We start from the raw sequence: 20,537 nt of genomic DNA on the forward strand, positions 1-20,537 counted from the left end.
TTGTAAACACTCTATGCACTATTTAAAACAAATATTACATCAAACCGAACAAACTTTTCTAAGGGAAGTAATAACAGATTACTACCTTGCTGATGATATCTATGAAATATGCACACGACACGGAAATGACGTCTTTCTAGTTGCAGATAAAAATACAGCAAAACTTTTAAACAAAAACGTACTTAATAAAATTCCTAACTTAATTATTCCAGCTCCACCTGTCATTCCAGCGCGTGACACTGGGATCCATAAGTTGTTTTCCTGGATCCCAGTGTCAGCTACTTGCATGACACCAAGCAGAGCTGCCTCTCTTGAAACCGTAAATCTAGTTAGAAACAAAGCAAAAGACAGTGACTTAATAGTTGCATTTGGTAGCGGCACTGTTAACGATATCTGCAAATATGCAAGCTACCTCGAGAAAAAAGATTATATATCGTTCCCAACAGCCGCTTCTATGAATGGATATACCTCTGCAAATGCTTCAATATTAGTAAATGGATATAAAAAATCGTTCAAAGCACATCTTCCAAGAGCAGTATATATAGATATAGACATACTTGCCAATGCACCACTGCGTCTCACATTAAGCGGATTTGCAGATTTCATTTGTCGTTCAACAGTTCAGGCTGACTGGCTACTATCTCATTTGTTGCTTGGCACAGAATACAATGAATTACCTTTTACACTTGTTCGCGATTTGGAGCAAATTTTGCTAAGAGAGTATACGGCGCTTACTAAAAGAAGTAGAAAAGTGGTCCTATTACTTATGGAAGTTCTACTAATTTCAGGACTTGGAATGGTAATATCAAAAGGCAGCTATTCTGCAAGCCAAGGAGAGCATATGATAGCTCACGCAATGGAAATGGTAACAAGAGATCATTCCTTACTACATGGCGAAAAAATTGCTGTTACGACGATTACCATGGCTAATTTGCAGGAAAAGATATTATCAATACAAAACCCGATTATCAAACCGACCACTTTAGATGTAAAACATATAACTCAGTGCTTTGATAATATCGAATTTGTAAGAACTTTTGAACAGAAGCAAATTATGCAGCAAAAAATCCAAGAGATCATTTGTAAAGAATGGCATAATATTTCCAGTTTAATTAAGCAAAATTTACTACCTGCAAAACACCTGCAAAAAATATTTGAAGATCTATCAATTCCACACTTACCAGAGCACCTCAGTTGGAATAAAGAACAATATTGTAAAGTGGTCGATCTTGCGTTTACAACAAGAGATAGATTCACCTTTCTTGACTTAGCTAACTGCATAGAAGAAAGTTAAGTTTTGTAGTGAAATTCTGTCATTTAAAGAGATCATAGGCCAAAAGCTAAACCCTTTTCACAATCTCTTATCCATTGTCTCCTCACCTGAGTGGATATACAACTCATTCCAAGTAACTGACACTGGGTTTCACCAATAGCACTGCTTTGCTAAACATAGTTTAGTTCGAGTGGCTGAGGAGGGACTTGAACCCCCGACCAAGAGATTATGATCCTCCTGCTCTACCAACTGAGCTACTCAGCCTAATTAAAAACCTTATTATATACACGATCTATATGTTTCGTATAATACTTCAAATCAAACAAAGATTCAAGTTTTTCCGAGTTAATAACCTTAAGTAAGGGTTTATCTTGTTTCAATTCGGCCAGAAAATCACTGTTGTTTTGTTTCACTTTCATTGCATTGCTCTGAACAATTTTATACGCCTCTTCCCTCGCCAAACCACTATTTACTAACTCAAGCAATACACGCTGTGAGAAAACTAAACCTTTTGAAGAATTTAAGTTCTTTTCAATGTTTTCCTTATTGATCACCAATTTATCTATCAAATCTGTTAATCGCACTAAAGCAAAATCCATTGTTATACAAGCATCAGGAGCAATGCATCTTTCCACAGACGAGTGTGATATATCACGTTCGTGCCACAATGCAACATTTTCTAACGCAGGAAAAACATAACTGCGTATTAAACGTGAGAGTCCAGTCAGATTTTCACTTAAAATAGGATTACATTTGTGTGGCATAGCAGAGCTTCCCTTCTGCCCAGTGGAAAAATGCTCAGAAATTTCGCCGATTTCAGTTCTTTGCAAATGACGAATTTCAACAGCAACATTTTCTATTGAGCTTGCAATCACTCCCAAAACTGAAAAGAACATAGCATGTCTATCACGAGGAATGACTTGAGACGATATGATTTCAGGTATGAGTCCTATTTCTTTCGCTACATATTCTTCAACAAACGGATCAACATTTGCAAAATTGCCTACTGCACCTGATATTTTACAAATTGAGATCTCTTTTTGCGCGCTAATTAATCTCTGATAATTGCGTTTAAATTCAGCATAAAATCTGGCAAATTTTATTCCAAGAGTTGTTGGTTCTGCATGCATTCCGTGACTGCGTCCAACACAAACAATATCTTTATAGTCCTCAGCTTTTTTTTTCAATGCTGCAAGTAAATTTTTTAGATTCTCGAGCAAAATATCACAGGACTCTTTCAGTTGCACCGCAAGGCATGTATCCAAAACATCAGAACTTGTCATTCCATAATGAAGATAACGAACATCAACTCCCGCTTTTTTAGCAATATATGTCAGAAAAGCTATAACATCATGTTTTACAATGGATTCAATTTCGTTGATACATTCAACATCAAATTCAATAGCACCAGAGAGGTTCTCAGCAATATTATTCGGAATCACTCCTAACTTTGCTTGAGCTTCACACGCTAATTTTTCTATTTTAAGCCATATATTAAATTTATTATTTTCCTCCCAAATGGAAGACATTTCTTTTCTGCTATAGCGGGGAATCATTTTTGATTTATTCCAATAATGGTGTCATTCCAGTGCGTGACACTGGAATCCAGGTATAAAAGTATTTGCAAATTATTCAATGGACAACGGATTCTAGAAGCATAAAATAATGTCCATGATGAAATAAACTGGATCCCAGTGTCACGCACTGGGATGACATGAGGGAAGCACTGGGATGACACCAGCTTAGCCATGGCAGACATTTCTTTACGACTATAACAAGGGATCATCTTTGATCAGCTATCATCACCATCAGTAGCTTCTTTATTCGCATCTTGCTCTGCCTCTTGTTGCTCAGACTTCTGATTTTGCAATTTTACTTGCCTTAGCTCATTTGCATCTGTTTCGGATTTCACGACGTATATAGTAATTGGTACTACTACTTCACTATGTAATTCTACGTTTACTTGGTATTCACCCAAGTTTTTGATGCTTACTCCACCAAAAGATAAACTACGGTGATCTATCACATGTCCTTCTTGTAGTAAAATTTTCGCAATTTCACGTGTTGTTACAGAACCAAAAATTTTACCATCCTCTGAAGCTTGCTTTATCAATACCACAAACTTATCATGTAGTGACAATGCAAGCTCTTTTGCTACATTTAATCTTTTTATATTCTCTTCTTCCAGTAATAAACGTTGCTCCTCTAGCTTTGTTAAATTTTCCTTGGTAGCTTTCACCGCTTTTCTTTGTGGAAAAAGAAAATTACGTGCATAACCTGGTTTAACTTTGACAACTTCACCAAGCTTACCTAAAGTCCTTATATTTTCCTTTAAAATTATCAACATAAATTACCTAAACTTTTTTAGTACAGTAAGGAATAAGAGCTAAAAAACGTGCCCTTATGATCGCTAAGCGTAACTTCCTTTGTTTTTTTGCACATACGCCTGTTAATCTTCTAGGTAATATCCTACCATAGTCAGAGGTAAACTTGGATAATAAATCTATATTCTTATAATCTATGTCTTCATCTTTAGACGCAGCAAGAGGGCAAACTTTAGAACGCCTAAAGCCAGTCCTATTATTTACAGATACGTATGAATTATTAAAACTATTTCGTCTTTTCATCATTATGCGCTTTGCTCCTCAATTTGTTTATTCATCATATGAGATTTACCTTCAAAAATTTTATCAACCTGCACAGGAAAGTGGCGAATAACGTTCTCATTAAGTTTCATTCTACGCATAAATTCATCCAGAATGCTTGCAGTAGAACTTATGCACATTATACAATAATGACCGCTCTTCATTTTATTTTTGTGATATGCAAAATCCAAAAGACCCCAATGTTCATACTTGATTAATCCTGATGCTTCAATGTTTTTCAAAAGCATTTCCAACGCTTTGCTCGATTGAGCTGGACCGTTTATTCTAAAATCTTTCAAAATATCTTGAAAAATCTTTATTAGATGTTCTGAAATATTTCTCTTCAAAGCATTTACTGCGTTATGGATAAACGCACTTTTAGTACTGCCTCCTAGAAATTTTGTAAAATCTTGCGTTATTCCTAAATCCTTTAGGTCATCTTTCAACTCTTTATCGATTTTTGACTTCACTTCTTTCAAATTTGAAAGATCTTCTTCCAATTCAACCCATAAAATTTTTGTAAGATCTTCCAAGAAATCAGAGTAAGCAACTAGACCTTCTTTAATGTTTTCAGCACGCACTTCTAACTCTTGTGTTGTAAGCTTGTCATTTCCTTTTTTCAGAATATCCCTGATTTGCTGGAACATAACATCTGCTTTAATATTTTTCAATGAAACAGCTAGCTCTTGGACCATCTCCTCTACTTCTTGCTGTAATAATCCTTGTTGTGTTATAAAAGTAAATTCATAAAGATTCACTATATCTTCCTTTAATACCGATTAAATGTTTCATTATATAAAGCTTTTTTATATAAGCAAGTTATTTGTATTAATTTCTACGCCTTTAATCCAGCTTAAGTTAGATATTTCATAAATTACTTGAGGAGCAATTGAGTATGCACCTGGTAATAAGATGCTCACTTTATGTTTTTCGAGAAGAAGTTTTAGCATTATTTTGGTTCTGCCTTCATCTTTCAATATTGCGTTTAATTCCATAGCGGCTTTTTGCGAATCCGTGCACTCAGTGGTGAGAACTAATTCTTTTATTGTAGAAGTGATTCTTTTTGTAAACTCAGATATATCTTTGCCTGCTAATCTTGTTGTATTTTCCGAAGCTTCAAGATCAATTATCACAAATGTTCCTGGTGAAAATAAATCTCTTTTTTCTTCTATTATTTCATTATTATAGAATGCTATTTCAGAAACGTTATGGGGATCAGAAAGTGTGAGGATAACAAACCTTCCACGCTCTGAAGTTCTCATACGTGCATTTAATATTACCCCAGCAGTTTTTGCTGTTCTATTTTCTCCGATAAACCCAATATTTAACTTTTCCAGAAGAGTTCTAAATTTTTCAAGCGGATGATTAGTTAAATAAAATCCTAGTGAAAATAACTCATGTTCTAATTTTTCCTCTTCATCAAAATCTTCCACATTCTCAAGTTTCGGTTTGAGGACATCAAGACTACCAAACAAAGCAGCTTGACTTGATTCTCTATCCTGTTTGTTTTTATTTGCAAAGTAAATCAGCGTGTCCATTGACTCATATAGCTGCTTTCTGTTCTTATGCACGCTATCGAATGCTCCGGATTTAATCAGGCTTTCTAGCGCTCTCTTATTTATTGTATGACCTGAATTTTGAGTGAATTCCCATATGTCCTTACAAGCGCTTGAATGTACGTTCACTATTCCTTCCGCTATAGAAAAACCAACATTCCTCAAGGCAGCAATACCATAACGTATGCGTTCATCCTCTATTGAGAATTCAGCTTGAGACTTGTTTATATCAGGTGAAAGAACGGTAACGCCACTAAACTTTGCTGCATGATAAAATAAATTCAGTTTATCTCTATCATCAATATTCAGATTCATTAGTGCTGTAAAAAATTCTAATGGATAATTAGCTTTAAGGTAAGCCGTTTGATAAGATATCACCGCATATGCTGCAGCATGAGATTTATTGAACCCATAACCAGCAAATTTTGCAACAAGGTCAAAAATATAACTTGCCCTGTCATAATCAACGCCATTCTTCGTTGCCCCTTGGATGAAAAGTTCACGTTGTTTATCCATCTCTTCCTTGATTTTCTTACCCATGGCACGTCTCAGCAGATCTGCTTCCGCTAAGCTATACCCGGAAAGAATACGGGCTATTTCCATCACTTGTTCTTGGTAAATTATTACCCCAAATGTCTCTTTTAATACTTCCTCAAGTAACGGATGAATATAATCTGGCTTTTCAAGTCCGTGTTTTCTTGCAACATAAGTTGGAATGTTATCCATAGGTCCTGGACGATAAAGGGAAATTAAAGCGATAATATCTTCAATGCAGTCCGGTTTTAGTTTAATTAAAGCTTCTCTCATTCCCGAACTTTCAAGCTGAAACACTCCAATTGAATCACCGCTTGAGAGTATCTCATAGGTTTTTTGGTCATTTAAAGGAACTGAAGAAATATCAATCTTTTTTCCATCACGATTAATTAAACGACATACATGATCTATTAGCGTTAGCGTACCAAGCCCAAGAAAATCAAATTTTATTAGCCCAGCTTTCTCCACATATTTCATGCTGTATTGAGTGATTGGCAAAGCTGAATTTGGATCATAATACACAGGAACAAAATTTTCCAACTTTTGATCACATATTACAATTCCAGCAGCATGGGTTGAAACGTGACGATATATTCCTTCAAGCTTAAGAGATATATCAAGAAGCTTTGCAATTACCTCATCACTATCCCGCTCTTTCTGCAGGTTTTGATCAAACTCTATCGCTTGTGATAAAGTTACAGGATTTACTGGATTAAATGGAACCATTTTAGATATTTTATCCACTTGAGAGTAAGGCATTTGCAATACTCTACCAACATCACGCAATACTGCCCTTGCCTGCAATTTACCAAAAGTGATTATTTGAGCAACATAACCGTACTTTTTCTGAACATAATCAATAACCAGGTCCCTTTTCTCTTGGCAGAAATCGATATCAAAGTCAGGCATCGACACACGATCAGGATTCAAAAATCTTTCAAATATTAGGCCAAACTTTATTGGATCAAGGTCTGTAATCTGCAAGCCCCAAGCAACAATTGATCCAGCACCAGAGCCTCTTCCTGGACCAACTGGAATGCCATTTGCTTTGCTCCAACGAATGAAATCAGAAACTATCAAAAAGTAGCCAGCGTAGTTCATCGAAGTTATCACACTCAGTTCGTAATTCAGCCGATCGTAGTATTGTTTAAGGTCTATGTCTGTCTCATTCGCAATACGGAATTCTAATCCTGCAACTGCCTGCTCCCTCAGTTCTTCATTCTCAGTTTTATTTTCTCGACAAGGAAATTTAGGCAAAATAGGCTGCCTGCTTCTTGGCATGTAAGAGCACCGCTTAGCTATCACTAAAGTGTTATGAATTGCTTCGGGAATGTCGCTGAACAGCTCCTCCATTTCTGCCACAGACTTGAAGTAATGCTCGGTAGTTAACTTCTTTCTGTTATTCTCCAGGGCATAACTCCCCTCCGATATACACGTTAATATATCATAAGCCTCATAGTCAGACCTATTTGGAAAAAACACATCGTTCGTTGCAACTAGTGGTATATTGCGCTGATAAGCAAAGTCTATCAAAGCTTCTTCAAGCTCTAGCTCTTTATTCAACCCATGACGCTGCAATTCAACATATAAATGACCATTGAATGCTGAAAGCAGTTTTTCAACCGTTTCTTTATCTTGCCCCAACAATAGTTGAGCCAAACATCCACCGGTTAAAGCGATCAGACCCGTACTTAAATTCAATAGCTCATCAAAATCAACGTAAGGAATATCGCTGTTATTCTTGCGCTTTCTAAAAGACTCACTCACCAAAGTGACTAAATTAGTGTACCCTTGCTCATTTTTTGCAAGCAATAATATAGGTAAATTTTGTTCTGAATGTTTAACTATAATATTGCATCCTATTATTAGCTGTATTCCCCTACTTGCCGCATATTCTGCAAATTCAAGTGAGCCAAACAAGTTACCTGAATCAGTAATTGCAACCGCTGGCATTTTATTTCGCAAACAAAGGCCGATCAGCTCCTCAATTTTAACCGAGCTTTCAAGCAGCGAATAAACACTATGAACACGTAAGTGTATGAACATAAGAAACTTCAGATCAACAAAAAAGGATAACATTAATTTACTCATGAGAACATAATTTTCATGAGAACAAAAGCCTATAAAATTCTAAAATTAAAATACAAAAACTTACTTGACAAACTCCGCCAGCTCCCTTATCATGATAGTGAAGCTATTGTATTTGCTTTCGCCAATCTGCAGATTAAAAGGTAAGGATTACTTAATGTATCGGCGTCTTATGTTCAATTTTTTGCAGTATATAGATACTGTATGTCTTTACAAAACTTCATCTACATCTAGATTTTTATCTAAATAAGCTGAACGCGCTTATAAAGCGTTACAAGACATCAAAAAATGCCAATACTCGACAGAGATAGTAAAAGACTAGCTAACTCGGGGATTCTTTGTCTTTTTTTCTGCTTAGTAAATTTCTTAAACATTTGCAGCGTAAGTTAGTTGCAATTAAAAGCGGCTGAATCTCGCTTGTCAAGCGTTTAAAACATAAAAAACGCCAATATTTTAAAGCGGATAATAACCACGGGGCTTCTTTTGCCTTTTTTTTCATTTGGTAAATTTCTTAACGTTTGTAGCTAAAAGAGCCCAAGAGAGGTCAGTGCTCCTTTTTTTGTCATCCGAGTAGCTGACACTGGGATGGCTTTGTTGCATCGCTCTTCGGATAGTAGGTAACGTACAATAAATTCATGAAGCTATCTCAAACTTAGCCATGCCTATTTCAGTAAATTTGTTAAGCAAATAACACTTGAGTAGCAGTTCCTTCTCACGATTAATTTCAGATTTGCTCCTAAAACTAAACCCAAATATTCGCTTCAACCTTGAGAAAAATCCTTCAATATACGATCTTTTTCCGTAATTTACTTCTTCTTTCCATCTTTTTATACCATTCTCACCATGTAATTTCATTAACTGAATAGCGGCATTTCTATCAAGCATATAATCCAATTTTGGATGCTCTGCTGCGTTGTTTTTCGGAGGAATTTTCGTTTTTATACCATATTGATTACACAGCTTATAGAGCTTTTCTCTGTCATATGCCCTATCTGCATATAGTACTTTTATGACATACTGAAAATCGACTTCTTTTAGCAAATCACAAGCTCCATAGTGATCAGAGTAGACACCGTTACTGTATTTTACAGCTATGGCTTTTTTGCTGTTTGTATTCAACATTACATGCAATTTTCTTGTCTGTTCATAGCTGCGATACTTTCTATCTTCGCTATTTTCTTTGCTATGACCAGGAGTGTTGTTGTATATACTAATTCCTGTACTGTCTATAGCAATTTCGATATCTTCCATATTATTTTCTGCAATCATTGATCTTAATATTGAGTTTCTTAAACCTTCTTGATGATTGTGAATAGCTGATAACTTGCAAATTTTTCCCAATTTGCTCAAGGTATCCTGCTATAAACCCAACTGTTTGCCTCAGGCCTATTCTAAATAAACAAGTTATTATGTGCACCAAAATTACAACTTTATCGCTATAAATATTGTTGCCACCTGGTATTTTTGGACCATTCTCGTACCACTTTTCTATGGCTTCGTTGATATAATGAAAAATATTTCCTCTTTTTTCTAGAAATTTGTTATATTCGCTATGGTTACTGACCCTCATTTTTTGTGGCATATTTTTTCTTCAACAGTTAAATCGCTATTTATAATGAATTTTGTCAGTAGCCACCAGATTTTTCAGTTGCTATGCAACAAAGCCCACTGGGACCCAGGAATTTTATTAAGTTGGTGAGCATAAAAATAGCTGTTTTAGTTAAAATACAATGTTTTAATGATTATGGAAAGGCTGGATCCCAGTGTCTGGGCACTGGGATGACAAGAAAGAGGCTACTTGGATGACACCCTGACAATCGTCATCCCGCTGCTTGTTAGCGGCTAAGGGATACCGCGAATGAATCGCGGTATGACGTAGGGATTGCATTAGCTATAATTCTTTAGTTTTCACTTTTCTTTTAACCTTGCAATGATATTTTCTTTGCCGATAAAAATTAATAGTTTAGCGAGCTCTGGGCCTGTTTCTGTTCCTGTTAAAGCTAAGCGCAACTGCGTAAATAGGTCTTTTGCCTTTATATCCACTGTTTGTCGAATAGTTTTGACCCATTCTGACAACGTGTTTTCATTACAATCACCTTGGGGCAATGCATTGAACGCAATTTTTATAAGCTCCTTATCAAGAATCACAGGCTCTATATCGGATTTGCATATTTTCCACCACTTGGCCACCTCAGAAAACCTTTCTATATTGTTCCTTATAAAATACCAAAACTCTGAGGAGTCCACTCCAATTTGACTTAAACGGTCTTGCACCATTTCAAATGGCATTTGTTGCAGCACTTTGCTATTTAGCTTGTATGCTTCACTCAAGCTAAATTGCGTACATGCTGAGCTAAATTTTTTAATGTCGAATGAATCAATCAAAGATTGCATACAGGCGCAAGCTTCAATTGGATTGGATGTTCCAAGCTTCACTAAATAACTAACTAGTGCCATCGGTTCAATTTCATCTTCTTTTATAGATTTGATATCCAGCCCACCGACTCGCTTGGATATCTTGCTATCATCAAAATGTAGCAGAGAAAGGTGAGCAAATGTAGGGATTTTCGCTTTTAATGCTTTAATCATTTGAATTTGCACTGCGGTATTAGTTACATGATCTTCCCCGCGTACAATATGGGTTACATTAAAGTCAACATCATCGATAGCAGAAGGTAACATGTATGTGTACATTCCATCTTCTCTCTTTACCACGGGGTCACTTATGCTACTGGTTGCAATATTTATTTCACCTTTAACTTCATCATTCCATTTAACAACTTCATTTCTATCCAACTTAAATCTAAAATGTGGTCTTCTTCCTTCTTGCTCATAACGAATTTTCTCTTGCTCAGTTAGAAGTAACGCGCTTCTGTTATATACCGGGGGAAGTCCTTGTTTTAACTGCAATTTTCGTTTAATTTCTAACTCTTCTCTTGTTTCATAGCATGCATAAATATGCCCTTCTTTTATTAACTGCAAAAACACCTCATTGTAACGCTCAAAGCGCTCTGATTGCTTGAAACTTGCATTCCAATTGATACCAATCCATTTCAAATCTTGTATGATATCATTTATATATTTGACATCTGAACGCTGAAGGTCAGTATCATCAAAACGGAGTAAAAATTTTCCATTTTGATTGCGTGTGTACATCCAACAAACCAAGGCAGTTCGTACGTTTCCTACGTGGAGGTAGCCAGTTGGGCTTGGAGCGAATCTTGTTAGCATTTAAATAGCAATATTGTTTACTCTAATTTATTTTAATTTTATATAAATATATGGCTAGAGCAAGCGAGATCTGCTAATACAATTGAGCAAGAGAAGAATAAGTATGGCTATAGCATTGTGGCACCTTTGATATTTGATGGATTAAGACCATATGATAAATTCAAGAAAATTCACAGCTTGACGACAAAGGCTAATGTAGCATTATATTGGTATCATGACTAACTTAGAAAAGATGAGAGAAAAACTGCAAGATCAAATAAATTATCATAATGTTTTGTATCACCAAAAAAATAAGCCAGAAATAAGTGATGCTGAATATGATGAACTGAAGAAAAAGTTAGCTGAAATAGAGCCAGAAATTTATGCAACACAAGATAGTGTTGGTGCTCCACCTGATGAGAGGTTTTCTAAGGTGGAACATCAAGAACCTATGCTTTCCCTTGAGAATGCTTATGATGAACAAGGTGTAGAGAAATTTTTGTCTAAAATAAAGAGGTTTTTAATTGAGGACAAAATAGAGATATTATGTGAACCAAAAATTGATGGGTTGTCGTTTTCTGCAATTTATGAGGATGGAAGATTTGTTAAAGCTGCAACTCGAGGTGATGGTTTTGTAGGGGAAGATGTCACTCACAACGTTGCAACAATAAAAGGCTTTCCTAAGTTTTTGCAAGGTGTGCAAGGAAGACTAGAAGTAAGAGGTGAAATATACATCAGTAACAGCGACTTTTTAAAGTTAAATGAAAACGATGAATTTGCCAATCCTCGAAATGCAGCCGCTGGTTCTCTAAAGCAATTGGATGCAAACATTACAGCAAGCAGACCTCTTAGATATTTTGCTTATTCTTTGATTGGTGGAGCAGAGAAAAGTCAAAGTGAGGTACTAAATAAGCTTGAGGCACTTGGTTTTTGCGTAAATGAGCATCAGTCCTTAACGAGTAGTTTAGATGGAATGCTGAAGTTCTATAATGAAGTCTATAACTGTCGCTATAACTTGGATTATGATATTGATGGAATAGTCTATAAAGTAAATGATTTGGTACTACAAAATCGTCTAGGGAATACTCACAAAGCACCGCGCTCAGCACTTGCATACAAGTTTTCTGCGGTTTATGCAAAAACAAAGTTAAACAAGATATTTATACAGGTGGGCAGAACAGGGGTTTTAACTCCAGTTGCAGATTTAGTGCCAGTCAATGTTGGTGGGGTGCTAGTTAGTAGAGCAAGTCTGCATAACCAAGATGAGATAAAACGTAAAGACATAAGAGAGGGAGATATTGTAACAATCAAAAGGGCAGGGGATGTAATTCCCCAGATCGTTGAAGTAAGCAGAGATTCTCGTCTTCCAAATACACCTGAATTTGTGTTTCCTGAAGTATGCCCTGAATGTGGTAGTAAAGTACGTCAGGTTGAGGGAGAGGCTGCAGTAAGATGTCCTGAGGAATTTGCCTGTAAAGCTCAAATAATAGAAAAACTAAAGCATTTTGTATCGAAAGATGCATTTGACATTGTTGGCCTTGGTGATAAGCAGATAGAGTTTTTTTACGACCTTGGTCTGATAAAACAAATTCCCGATATTTTTACTTTAGAAGAAAGATTGGATGAATTTAATCTGGAAGAACAGTCTGGTTGGGGCAAGAAATCAATAGCTCATTTATTAAATGCTATACAAAGCAGAAGGGTAATAACTCTAGATAGGTTTATATTTTCTTTAGGTATTAGATTTATTGGCCAAGTTGCAGCAGAATTGCTTGCAGATTATTATGTTTCTTATGATAATTGGTATAATTCGATGATTGAACTGTCATCAGATAATACTGAGCTAGTAGGTATAGACGGCATAGGAAAAAAAGTAGCTGAATCTTTGGAATCATTTTTTTCTAAGGAACATAACATCAAAATGTTAAATGATCTTACTGCTTGTCTTCAAATTCTTCCTGTGAGCTCCAACTCTAGTAACTCTGTTTTAAATAATAAAATTATAGTGTTTACTGGTAAGCTACTTGCTATGAGTAGAGGAGAGGCAAAAGTAAGAGCCAAAACTCTAGGAGCAAAGGTCAGCTCACATCTTTCTGCTAAAACTGACTACCTAATTGCAGGAGAAAAACCAGGATCCAAATATAAAAAGGCAGTGGAATTAGGTGTAGAAATTTTAGATGAAGACCAGTGGCATAAAGTGATAAGTTTGGGAGTGTTCAAATGAAACTTGGATTGTATATTAAATCAAAGTTGCAAGACTATTTAGAGAGTAGCCAATTCTTTCCATCCAAGAATCATTTTATTGACTTGCCTCAATTTTTCAACAGAAGGCAAGTCTTCTGTGCTGAGCGGTAGGCGGACAGTTTGATGTTCTATAAGACCAATATCATGCAAAAGTGCTTTAGTAGGTATTGGGTTGCTGGCAGTAAATAACGCTTCGCAAGCCTGTTGCCAGATATCTGCCTGAGGGTTCCTGCCATTGAGGCACTTCTTAACATATTCATGTGCTACATATGGCCAAACATTGGAAGCAACGGAAACCAGGCCAGCCGCACCATAAGCGGCCATATCGGATATCATATCATCATCTCCACAAAAGACCTCAATATTTGGTACAACTTTCTTATACTGAGCTAAAGTATCAACAGTGCCACTTGAATCTTTGATAGCCCAAAATTTTTCGTGGCTGGATAAGTTGCGTACAGTTTCAGCGTGAAGATTTATTCCTGCTCTTGATGGAATATTGTAAAACATAACCGGCACATGTGCTTTCTCAAGCAGCTTTTCAAACCATAAAGTCTGCCCCATAATTCCGGGCTTTGCATAAATGGGAGTTGTCATTAGATAGCCATGAATAGGCATACCCTTGCAAAAATCAAGCCATTCAAGAGTCTGATATAGATTCACTCCTGGTACGCCAATTATAATTTTCGTATTTAATTTTAGCTTACATACGAATTCAACTAATGTACGCTTTTCAGAATCAGTAAGCGATAGGCTCTCACCTGTACTACCCAGCAACACCACGCCATTTTCAGCTTTAACTTGCATTGTCAGTAAACGCTGCAAACTGCTATAATCTATACTATCTCCATTGCAATTAAAAGGAGTAACACAAGCAGTCCATAAAAATGTAGATTTCAATTTAAATTGTTAAAATGGTATTTCATCGTCGAGTAGTTCATCTTTTATATCGTTGTCAAAACTTTCGTGTTTATCTTTTTGTCCTGTTTCACCTTGTTTGTATTCACTCGGCTTGTAATCAGAGTTTGGTCGTGAATCGAGGAGAGTAAGAGCGCTATTAAAATTATATAGAACCACCTCTGTTGTGTATCTTTCACCACCGTTTTGGTCAGTCCATTTTCTAGTTCTCAAAGAACCTTCAACATAAACTTTACTGCCTTTGCGTGCAAAATCTTTGACGATTTTTACTAATCCTTCACTAAAAATTACGATATTATGCCACTCTGTCTTTTCAGAGCGCATACCGGAAAGTTTGTCAGTCCAACTTTCAGACGTGGCTATTGAAAAACTTGCCATTTCTTTTCCATTTTGTGTAGTCCTAATTTCAGGATCTTTTCCTAAATTACCAACTAGTATGACTTTGTTTATGGTACCACCAGACATAATTATGCTCTAAATAAACCCTTTTATTATCTTATGTGAAAATACTATTGTCAAATTTAATTAAAAGTGCGCTTGGAGGGATTCGAACCCACGGCCTTTGCCTCCGGAGGGCAACGCTCTATCCAACTGAGCTACAAGCGCATATATATTTAAGTTATTTAATAGATAAGCCATCCAAGTCAAATTTTTGTTTTGGATAAAGCGTAAACATAATACTCCCATATCCAAAATATACATTTTGAGAATCATTCGCATGCTTTTTTATTGCTTTTTGATCTACGGTCCATACAAAAGTTACATAATTTTCAGTGACTGAGTGCACTTTTAAATCCTTGGTATTTATAAACAGTTTTCCATTTACCCATATTTTCCATGTATCGGGAGAAAGATATAAAATTGAGTCTAAACTCACTACCTTACAGTTGAAATTATCTGATACCTCCTCTTTTACAGCTCTTGAAGATCGTAAATTGAACTTTTCCATTTCATTGACCATTCTATTAACCGGCTCTTCATCAAAAAAAATGCTTTTTACGTTACTATATTGTGACAAAACGTCAAAGTCACTTTCCACTGCTTCTCTTATTATATCGTCCCGATCTGTATAGCTTAGTTTTTGATTGTTGATAAAGAAACACTCTTTTGCACGCAAATTTGCTATATCAATAAAATCGTCGATTTCTTGATTGCCAACTTTAAGAATACTTTCAAAATATCTTTTTTCTATCATCATTCCATACTGAGAATGATGACAAACCATTTCATCATTACCTTGTTTTTCTATATATACGCATAAATTTCCACTATTTAATCCTAATATTTTATGCTCAATAAAATCTTCATTGCCAATATATTGTCGGCAAGAATACTCCTTACAAATTTCTATGCTTTCTATGATATCTTCACAACTGCAATATGCATTAACATTGGAAATGAGTAGCGTAAAAATAAAAAACAGCTTTATGTTCATCACCTTATCTACTTAATATAGTATACCAATCAAAGACTATATTAGCTCTCACTATCTCTATCATATTACCATTCAAAATCTGATTCATAGTTGCAGCATCAATATTTCTCTGCTTATTTAAAATAAGAGATTTGATCATAACATAACCGGGCAGATTTGGAATAGACTGTAGAAATAAAAAAATATGCTTATCGCTGATTGAGCTTAAATTTAGGACCACTTCACTTTTTATTACTTTTGTGCGTTCACTTTTGTTGTGGAGCTCAACTTCTTCGGGTATAGAAATTGATATTTCAGGTTCTAATATATAGTGCTTTTTATATAACTTGCTAAGCTCGAAATTTAAATTTGCAATGTATCTGCTACTATGTAAATTTGAAGAAGAAATTTTTTTCCATAAATCTAGGTTTTTATTTAGAACAACTTCCTTTTTTTGAATTCCAGTAATCTGTAAATTAATAGAACGTATTTTATCAATCGCAATTTGGTTTTTATTATAAATCTTTTCGTTATAGATAACAACATATGTTAATAACCCTATTAATCCAACAGATAATAACAAATACGATATAAACTGAATTGTAGCTTTTCTTTTTAATTGAGAGATAGTCATTAATCTACATTGCCTCTCCTATTTCAACATCAATAGATAGATTTTGCTCTTTAGCAGCAGGTAAGCTAGAAATATTAATGTCATAGGTACGAAAATTATCGTTTAAATTTTTTCGTAGTTTCTCGTATTGATGAGAAATATTTTTACCGGATTGAAAATTAAACTTTAAAGTTGTGGTAATATAACTTTTTGCCTCATTATAATTCCATTCAAATGATCGAAGCTCTATACCTGGTATTTTTAACTTTTCTACATACTTAACTTGTGTAAGAGGAGAGTATTCTATTTTTGATAAAATATTATTGATATTAATAAAATCATAAATTTCATCTATTTTTTTTACATTATAGCTTTGGCTAAGTTTTGTTAATTGGTTATTTAAGGTGTTCTGCTTTGCTGATAAATTATCAGCGACATTGAAATTTGAATACAAATTTAGCAAACAAAGGGTGTTTGTTATAACTAAAACCAGGGCGAAGTATAGAAAAATTCGAGGAGAGTTTAAATAAAGGTAATTGAATAGATAAAATTCTTTAGTTTCCTTTGTATTAAAAATAGCTGCTAATTTATTCTTAAAGCTATGAAACAAAATTATGGTATCGCAAAAGTTATCTTTTTCACTTATAGCTAGTTCTGCTCCTAATAGTTTGCCTAACTCATATGGAGTTAATATGTTCACACTGTTCTCTGAAAAATTTATGACTGATAAACTAGCTTTGATATCTTCTGACACTATGATACAAAGGTCGATAGGGTTATTTTTTTCAAACCCAAACTTAGTTAAGGATCGAATAGTATCTTGCACTTCCTGATATATTCCACCAGCGATAATTCCTGGTAAATTATCATTAGTAAATGATGTTAAGCGCGTAAATACCATTTTATTCTCTTTAAGAACCACTTGTCTATAGCCTCCCGTTTTAGTTGCAGCAACTATAATTTTCCAATTATTAGGATCTTTATGTAGAATCTTTTTTGTTATATTACTTATTTCTATAGGAAACATTAATATTCCCTTAAAGTTGGAGCATATCTCAATAAACACATTCAACCAATATTCTACTAAATGCTTTGCTTTTGATGAAACAAGAAGATAGCACCAGTTTTGATTGAATTTGTTTGGCTTCTCAACCAAAAAAACTGAACTTATGTCATTATTACGAGAAAAATGCTCCATCTTTGTTTTTGCTGATAGATAGGCACTAATCTTGTTTGCCCTTGTAATAAACTGTAGCGAGTAATTTTGATCTGCATGATTAAGCACCAGGTATAAAGGTGCTTTTTTATCTGACGAAAGACATAAAATTAAATCGGAAACTGCTTTATCGTTTTTGCCCTTAACAAAATACCTTTTATTTAAAGTATTATTTTTAAAATATAGTAACATTATGCCTTCTTCTCCAATAGAAAGCATAAACTTACTTTTGGATTTTGAACTAAACATATTAACAAAGCATATACTTATCTAGAATTAAAAAGGCAATTTATTGAAATTCATTAAACGTTAGAGGGAAATATTGTTATAAATTTTCGCAGCAACATTATTTATATTATAATTTTTTTATAAAATTACCACTAATATTAAGTTGTTTAGATAACAAATTAAGAAAATTCATTAAGACGAATTTGTTGTTTTTCAAATTGTAGGTAAACCTAAGCCACTTTAGCTATATCTGCCGATTGACTTTAATTAATAAGAGTTATTAATCTATTTACTATTCTTGTAATATTATTTCTAATGGTAAAGAAATATATATTTTTCTGGAACAGTTGTTATTTCAGATACAGAATTTATTGTAAGTAAACTAACCATTTGCTGAAGAGCGCTCATCTTCTGTGGTACTTGATGATGGAGCAACTAATTTGCTCAAAATCTCATCTTTTGGTCCCATAGCGTAAATGACACCATCTGACATGAGGATCACCTTATCAACTACGGACAATAACGGTAGCTTGTGAGTGATGATAACAGTAGTAGTATTTTGTTTTCTTGCAATGCCAATTGCATTAATTAAGCATGCCTCTCCATTGCTATCTAAGTTAGCGTTTGGTTCATCAAGTACTAAAAGTTTTGTGTGACCATAAAAAGCTCTGGCAAGTCCAAGAAGCTGTTTTTGGCCGCCAGAGAGCGTTACTCCTCCAGGACCTCCTATTGTTGTATCATATCCATTTGGTAAGCTTAGTATTAGTTCATGTATTCCTGCAATTTTTGCTGCTTTGATTATTTCTTCAGGATTTGGATCTGGCCTCATGCGAGCAATATTAGCTTTGACACTAGTGTTAAATAACTCAATATCCTGAGGTAAGTAGCCAACATAATTACCAAAATTTTCCCGATTCCAAGTATATACATCAGCGCCATCTAGTCTGACTACACCAGATATTGGCTTCCATACACCAACAGTTAATTTTGCGATAGTGGATTTACCAGAAGCACTTGCACCAATAACACCAACTACATCTCCAGGATCTATAATGAATGATATTCCTTTTACTGTCGGCTTATTGCTTCCATAAGGAGTAAAAAATACTCTATCAAATTCCAATTTTCCTTCAGGTTCTGGTAGAGCCATCGTTTGCTCTCTTTTTGGCGATGTTAATATAAGTCTTTGTAGCCTTCCATATGACATTCTAGCCTGATTTAAAAACTTCCAAGTATGAACCGCAGCATCAAATGGTGCTAATACTCTACCCATTAAAATTGAAGCAGCGATGATGCTACCGGCAGTCTTATGAGCTGTGATTGCAAGTAATGCACCTGTTCCAATCACTGATATTTGCAGAGTTGAGCGCAAAAATTTAGTGATTCCAGTAATTACATTAGAGCGATTTTGTGCTTTAATTTGCATTGCTCGGTTCTGATCATTTCGTTTACACCAATCAGAGACTATGAATTCTGACATGCCCATAGCTTCAACCACTTCTGCATTTCTTGTTGCAACATCTATAGCATTGATATTCCGTATAGTTTCTTCGTTGGTTTCTTGTAATATTCGTTTAGTGGCAAGTTCATTCCATATTGCCATAGAGACTAATATAATAATTCCAGTAATAGCTATAAACCCCGTGGAGGTATGTATCATGAAAATCACAACAAGGTAAATTAACGACCATGGAGTATCAAACAGTGAGAATATACCATTTCCTGTAATGAAATTTTTTATCACTCCGAGATCTCGTATTGCTTCACCACTTGAAGTTGAGCTCTGCACTGACGTTAGCCTGATTGACCTTACTATCAGATCTGGTGTTGCAGTTTTATCGATCCAATCACCTATTTTTGCCATGGCTAAATATCGACAAGTTTCAAGCATTGCAGAACATGCAAATGCAGATAAAGTGATAATTGTCAGCATAGTTAGTGTTGATACACTTTCGCTCGATATCACCCGATCAAGCACTTGAGAGGTATAAAGTGGTAGGAATAACATTAATAAATTGATTCCCGCACTAAACCAAAAGATAAACCAAAATGCACTTTTGCATTTTTCTAGGCAAATATATAGAGTACTTTGCTTCAATTCTTTTTTTATTGATGGCGTAATTTCCACAATCTTCCTCTTAATTTGATTACATGCACCATATACAATTTTTATTACAAAAATATTAATAACGGTAGTTAGCTTACTTTAAGTGAGTAAAATATTAATATATGTGAATGGGAAATATAAACAATGGTAAAAAGAAGTATAGTTAATATTTCCTTCATTGCCTATAGCGAAGCTACGTCATACCGCGATTCATTCCATAGCTGTACGAACATTCATTTTTGAAGGTAAACTGCACAGCAAATGGTGTCATGAAAGTAGCTGACACTGGGATGGCTTTGTTGCATCGCTACTTATGAAAGGCTAACTATAATTAGGATTATAAGCAACTTATTGAAAATCTTGTTTTTTTGCAATCAATCTGATCAAATTTAAGAATAGTAATTTGTTATTTATATTAATAAATTTAATTCTATTGAAAATAGCTAAAGCATTGAAATTCTTGAATTTTAGCCGGATTAGTGAGTGGTAGT

General features: G+C 34.9%; 16 protein-coding genes, 2 tRNA genes and 1 pseudogene. 3 read left to right on the forward strand and 16 right to left on the reverse strand.

Annotation, left to right across the window (positions count from 1 at the left end; all coding sequences use genetic code 11):
* Positions 1–13 precede the first annotated feature (13 nt).
* Positions 14–1,294 (forward strand): iron-containing alcohol dehydrogenase, encoded by a 1,281-nt coding sequence (locus LA754_RS03525; RefSeq protein WP_006279794.1) that lies wholly within the window; start codon positions 14–16, stop codon positions 1,292–1,294.
* Between the two features lie 170 nt (positions 1,295–1,464).
* On the opposite strand, the gene LA754_RS03530 is transcribed toward LA754_RS03525, so the two are convergent.
* From LA754_RS03530 to LA754_RS03565, 8 genes and pseudogenes are all read right to left on the reverse strand, one after another.
* A tRNA-Met gene (locus tag LA754_RS03530) sits at positions 1,465–1,537 on the reverse strand.
* A complete protein-coding gene (gene purB, locus LA754_RS03535) occupies positions 1,537–2,829 on the reverse strand; it encodes an adenylosuccinate lyase (protein WP_012673216.1) in 1,293 nt (430 codons plus the stop codon). Before purB ends, LA754_RS03530 begins: the two co-directional genes overlap by 1 nt.
* Positions 2,826–3,059: a hypothetical protein gene (locus tag LA754_RS03540; protein ID WP_077188215.1), complete on the reverse strand. Its 234-nt coding sequence runs from the start codon at positions 3,057–3,059 to the stop codon at positions 2,826–2,828. Before LA754_RS03540 ends, purB begins: the two co-directional genes overlap by 4 nt.
* 6 nt (positions 3,060–3,065) lie before the next feature.
* Positions 3,066–3,620 carry a 50S ribosomal protein L9 gene (rplI, locus tag LA754_RS03545; RefSeq protein ID WP_006279792.1) on the reverse strand — a complete coding sequence of 185 codons (555 nt, stop codon included), beginning with the start codon at positions 3,618–3,620 and terminating at the stop codon, positions 3,066–3,068.
* 7 nt (positions 3,621–3,627) lie between these two features.
* Positions 3,628–3,903 (reverse strand): 30S ribosomal protein S18, encoded by a 276-nt coding sequence (gene rpsR / locus LA754_RS03550; RefSeq protein ID WP_007548890.1) that lies wholly within the window; start codon positions 3,901–3,903, stop codon positions 3,628–3,630.
* A complete protein-coding gene (locus LA754_RS03555) occupies positions 3,903–4,676 on the reverse strand; it encodes a 30S ribosomal protein S6 (protein ID WP_077188216.1) in 774 nt (257 codons plus the stop codon). The genes rpsR and LA754_RS03555 overlap by 1 nt, the downstream gene beginning before the upstream one ends.
* 48 nt (positions 4,677–4,724) lie before the next feature.
* Positions 4,725–8,054, reverse strand: a complete 3,330-nt coding sequence (gene dnaE / locus LA754_RS03560; protein WP_457923738.1) for a DNA polymerase III subunit alpha — start codon at positions 8,052–8,054, stop codon at positions 4,725–4,727.
* A 675-nt stretch (positions 8,055–8,729) separates the two neighbouring features.
* A pseudogene (locus LA754_RS03565) lies at positions 8,730–9,678 on the reverse strand (IS5 family transposase).
* Positions 9,679–9,749: 71 nt separating this feature from the next.
* On the opposite strand from LA754_RS03565, the gene LA754_RS03570 reads away from it, so the two are divergent.
* Positions 9,750–9,902, forward strand: a complete 153-nt coding sequence (locus LA754_RS03570) for a hypothetical protein (protein ID WP_457923579.1) — start codon at positions 9,750–9,752, stop codon at positions 9,900–9,902.
* A gap of 102 nt (positions 9,903–10,004) precedes the next feature.
* On the opposite strand, the gene gltX is transcribed toward LA754_RS03570, so the two are convergent.
* Positions 10,005–11,327 carry a glutamate--tRNA ligase gene (gene gltX / locus LA754_RS03575; protein ID WP_077188218.1) on the reverse strand — a complete coding sequence of 441 codons (1,323 nt, stop codon included), beginning with the start codon at positions 11,325–11,327 and terminating at the stop codon, positions 10,005–10,007.
* A 214-nt stretch (positions 11,328–11,541) separates the two neighbouring features.
* On the opposite strand from gltX, the gene ligA reads away from it, so the two are divergent.
* On the forward strand, positions 11,542–13,530 hold the full coding sequence (gene ligA / locus LA754_RS03580) for an NAD-dependent DNA ligase LigA (protein WP_077188219.1): 1,989 nt from the start codon (positions 11,542–11,544) through the stop codon (positions 13,528–13,530).
* Between the two features lie 38 nt (positions 13,531–13,568).
* Here ligA and dapA read toward each other — a convergent pair whose 3' ends face one another.
* The 7 genes from dapA to LA754_RS03615 form a co-directional block, all read right to left on the reverse strand.
* Positions 13,569–14,450, reverse strand: coding sequence for a 4-hydroxy-tetrahydrodipicolinate synthase (gene dapA / locus LA754_RS03585; RefSeq protein ID WP_006279369.1), 882 nt, complete (start codon positions 14,448–14,450; stop codon positions 13,569–13,571).
* Between the two features lie 9 nt (positions 14,451–14,459).
* Entirely contained in the window at positions 14,460–14,933 is a 474-nt protein-coding gene (gene ssb, locus LA754_RS03590; RefSeq protein ID WP_006279368.1) for a single-stranded DNA-binding protein, read from the reverse strand.
* A gap of 67 nt (positions 14,934–15,000) precedes the next feature.
* Positions 15,001–15,074 (reverse strand) — tRNA-Arg (locus LA754_RS03595).
* 13 nt (positions 15,075–15,087) lie between these two features.
* Positions 15,088–15,903: a hypothetical protein gene (locus LA754_RS03600; protein ID WP_065094808.1), complete on the reverse strand. Its 816-nt coding sequence runs from the start codon at positions 15,901–15,903 to the stop codon at positions 15,088–15,090.
* Positions 15,904–15,907: 4 nt separating this feature from the next.
* On the reverse strand, positions 15,908–16,516 hold the full coding sequence (locus LA754_RS03605) for a hypothetical protein (protein WP_015589194.1): 609 nt from the start codon (positions 16,514–16,516) through the stop codon (positions 15,908–15,910).
* A gap of 4 nt (positions 16,517–16,520) precedes the next feature.
* A complete protein-coding gene (locus LA754_RS03610; RefSeq protein WP_186811198.1) occupies positions 16,521–17,960 on the reverse strand; it encodes a hypothetical protein in 1,440 nt (479 codons plus the stop codon).
* Positions 17,961–18,321: 361 nt separating this feature from the next.
* Positions 18,322–20,067 (reverse strand): type I secretion system permease/ATPase, encoded by a 1,746-nt coding sequence (locus LA754_RS03615; protein ID WP_065094799.1) that lies wholly within the window; start codon positions 20,065–20,067, stop codon positions 18,322–18,324.
* Between the last annotated feature and the right edge of the window lie 470 nt (positions 20,068–20,537).

Source organism: Wolbachia endosymbiont of Muscidifurax uniraptor, assembly GCF_054149795.1.